Source organism: Trebonia sp. (assembly GCF_030042015.1).
Classification (GTDB): Bacteria; Actinomycetota; Actinomycetes; order Streptosporangiales; family Streptosporangiaceae; genus Trebonia.
In genome coordinates, this window is sequence record NZ_JASIAL010000047.1 from 1 (window position 1) to 2,964 (window position 2,964).

Here is a 2,964-nt window from a genome sequence, read left to right on the forward strand (position 1 = left end):
AAGACCTGCGGCTGTGGCTGCCGCAGACGTGGAAGTCGCTGCTGCTGATCTCGGAGCTGCGACTGGACGAGGCACACTCGATCATCGAGGCCGGCACCCGCGAGGCCGAGAACGTAGCAAAGAACATCCGGATCTGGTCCATGCTGCGATGCCGGGCCCGGCTGTCGGCCGGGCAGCTCGCCGACGCCCGCGCCGAAGCCGAGGCGATCCTGGACATGTCCGACGAGATCGGCGATGGGAACTTCGGCTACCTCAACCACATCGCCACCTACGTTCTCGGCGACATCGCGCTGCGCACCGGAGACCCAGCGGCGCTACGGACAGCACGCCGCGATGCGGCGGCACTGTTCGGCAGCGCCACCGGCTGCGAGACCACGAGGCGGCTGGGCGCCTGGCTAACCGTCCGGCTGGACGGCCGCCCTATCGGGCCGGACCTGCTCGACGTGCTCGCGCCCGGGTACGTGCACGCGTGCAGCCCGATCGCTCACTGCGACACCGTGGAACTTGTCCGGCGGCTGCTCGCAGCCGGGCAGCGGTCGGACGCCGCCTCGGTCACCGGGCTGCTGGAAAAGGCGGCCGGCGCCAGTCCCGGCTTTCCCGGCCTGTCTGCCGCTGCCCTGCACGTCCGCGCACTTCAAGATCATGATGCAGAACGGAGCGTGGCGGCTGTCCAGGCCTATCAGGACGACCCGAGGCCGCTGGTGCGCGCGGTGGCGCTTGAGGATGCTGGCCGGCTGCTCCCGGAGCGCGCGAAGGACCAGGCGGTCGGCTACCTGGACGAGGCCCTCATGCTTCAGTCGGCGGCGGGCGCCGAACGGGACGCAGCGCGTCTTCGGCGCCTGCTCCGCGAGCGCGGGGCGCCGCGCGCGGGCGGCCGCCCCTACACGGCGGCGGCGCAGTGGCCGGAGCTGACCGCCTCCGAGTTCGCCGTCGTCCGGCTGGTTACCGGCGGCGCGACGGACCGCGAGGCCGCCGAGCGCCTCTACATCTCCGCGCACACGGTGAACTCGCACTTGCGGCACGTCTTCGCCAAACTCGGCATCCGGTCCCGCGTGGAGCTGGCCCGGCTGGCCGGCGAGCGCCAGTCCGCTTAGTTAGTCACTCGCCCGGCTGCTCGAGCAACCCGGGGTTTGAGTACACCAGCACCCATGGGGTGATCGTCTGGTGCTTGATCACGCCGCCGAGGGTGTACGGATCGGCCTCGGCGAGGCCGCGAGCTGCCCGCGTTCGAGCAGGCCGTGCAGGTAGGCGCGGTGCGCCGGACGGATCGCGGCGACGGCGTCGGCGTCTTGGACGTAGCGGATGTAGTTCGCGAATTTCATGGCTTCATCTCCGTCGTTGGGTGAGAGGCCCAGCCTCGGCGTAAGCCGTCGCGGCGCGCATCACTTATCCGGGCCATTCCCGCCGGTGCACTGCCGGGCGGATTAATCACCTGATCCAGTCACGCGCGATCGGCGTGGCAGCGGGCAGGCTCGGCGGCATGTCTGGAATCACCGTCACACCCAGGACAGTCCGGCACATCGCGATCGCGACCGGCCGTCCCTACGAGCAATTCCGCGCGGAGTACGAAGCCGCGGTTCCGGCGTTCGACCGGCTGGAGGCCATCGGCGTGGTCAACAGCGGTGCGGGATGGGCCGGGATCGAGAGCCTGTCCCGCAACACCGCCACCAATGGCCTGGCCAGCTTCTTCACCTTCGACCCCAGCCCGGTGATGAAGCTGAACGGTAGCACCCGCCGCGGCGTCACGTACCTGTCGGGCAACATCATCGAGGCGGAGAAGGGGTTCCGGGTCGACCCGGCGTGCTTCCTGTACCTGCCGCTGCGCGTGGTCATCGCCGAGGCCTCCGACGGAACCGCCGTGCTGGGGGTGGACCTGCCCGCAGACCTGTTCGATGTGTTCCCCGCCGCTGAGCTCGCCGAAGTCGCGTCGCGATTCACGCGCACGCTCGGGCAGGTGCTGCGGCAGCTGCGGCTACCGGTACCCAGCGAGATCGCCGGTGCCGCCGGCGATGAAAGCAGCCGGTGATCACGGCCGCGGCGGTCGGCGTCACGGCGCCGCGCGTGAGCAGGTCCGCTCGCCGGGCCTTCACCGGAGCCGCGGCGGCGCTGTTCGTGCTGTTCATGGGCAACAACTTGCCCAGCGCGCTGTACGGGCTGCTGCGAGAGCGCTTCGGGTTCTCGCCGCTGACCCAGACGCTGCTGTACGCGGTGCCGGTGGTTCTGGTCATCCTGCCGGGCCTGCTCGTGTTCGGCACGCTGTCGGATGTCGCCGGCCGTCGCAGCCTCGTGCTTGCCGGGCTGGCGGCCTTCGCCGCCGGTGACCTGGCGTTCATGCTGGCCGGCGACACGGCGTGGCTGTTCGCGGCCAGGCTGGCGCAGGGCCTGGGTATCGCCCTGGCGACAGCCGCGAGCACCGCGACTCTGAGCGACAGTGCCGGCGGTCTGCGCCGCGACCCCGTTGCGGCGCAGCGGATGGCGGCGCTGGCCGGGACGATCGCCATCACCGGCGGCCTTGCCGTCGGGCCGCTGGCCGGCGGGCTGGTGGCACAGTACGCCCCGGCGCCACGGATAACACCGCTGGCGGTGCACCTGGGACTGGTGGCTGCCGCGCTGGCCCTGGCCTGGCCGATTCCGGGGCGGCGGCCCCGGCCGGCCGAGGTTGCCGGCCGCTGGCGGCCGGCCATGCCGCGGATCCCGGACGCACTACGGCCCCGGTTCCGCGTCATCGCCGTCGCGGAACTGCTGTGCTGGGCGGTGCTCGGCGTGTTCTCAGCGGTGATCCCCTCACTGCTCGGATCGATCCTGCACAGCGGCAACCTGGCGCTGACCGCCGGCGGCCTGTTCGTGGCGATCGCCGCCTCGGCGCTCGCCCAGGCGGGCGCGCCGCGCCTGGCGCCGCTGACCGCCCAGGTAACCGGCTTGTCCGTCCTGGCGTGCGGGCTGGTGCTGCTGCTCGCCGCCGAA

General features: G+C 71.6%; 4 protein-coding genes. 3 read left to right on the forward strand and 1 reads right to left on the reverse strand.

What is annotated here, in order from left to right:
- Window positions 1–1,094: helix-turn-helix transcriptional regulator (locus Q1N79_RS02055; RefSeq protein ID WP_300603473.1), on the forward strand; the 1,094-nt coding region annotated here is incomplete at its 5' end.
- A 78-nt stretch (window positions 1,095–1,172) separates the two neighbouring features.
- Here the strand turns inward: Q1N79_RS02055 and Q1N79_RS02060 are convergent.
- Window positions 1,173–1,322, reverse strand: a complete 150-nt coding sequence (locus tag Q1N79_RS02060; protein ID WP_300603476.1) for a hypothetical protein — start codon at window positions 1,320–1,322, stop codon at window positions 1,173–1,175.
- Between the two features lie 158 nt (window positions 1,323–1,480).
- Here Q1N79_RS02060 and Q1N79_RS02065 point away from each other — a divergent pair, with 158 nt between their 5' ends.
- Both Q1N79_RS02065 and Q1N79_RS02070 read left to right on the forward strand, forming a co-directional pair.
- Entirely contained in the window at window positions 1,481–2,026 is a 546-nt protein-coding gene (locus tag Q1N79_RS02065; protein ID WP_300603478.1) for a hypothetical protein, read from the forward strand.
- A partial coding sequence (locus Q1N79_RS02070; RefSeq protein ID WP_300603481.1) for an MFS transporter occupies window positions 2,023–2,964 on the forward strand: 942 nt, incomplete at its 3' end. The genes Q1N79_RS02065 and Q1N79_RS02070, both read left to right, overlap by 4 nt.

Bases quoted from the DNA above. Each gene is read 5' to 3' on its own strand.
- Q1N79_RS02060 (WP_300603476.1), bottom strand. From the start codon at position 1,322: ATGAAATTCGCGAACTACATCCGCTACGTCCAAGACGCCGACGCCGTC.
- Q1N79_RS02065 (WP_300603478.1), top strand. From the start codon at position 1,481: ATGTCTGGAATCACCGTCACACCCAGGACAGTCCGGCACATCGCGATC.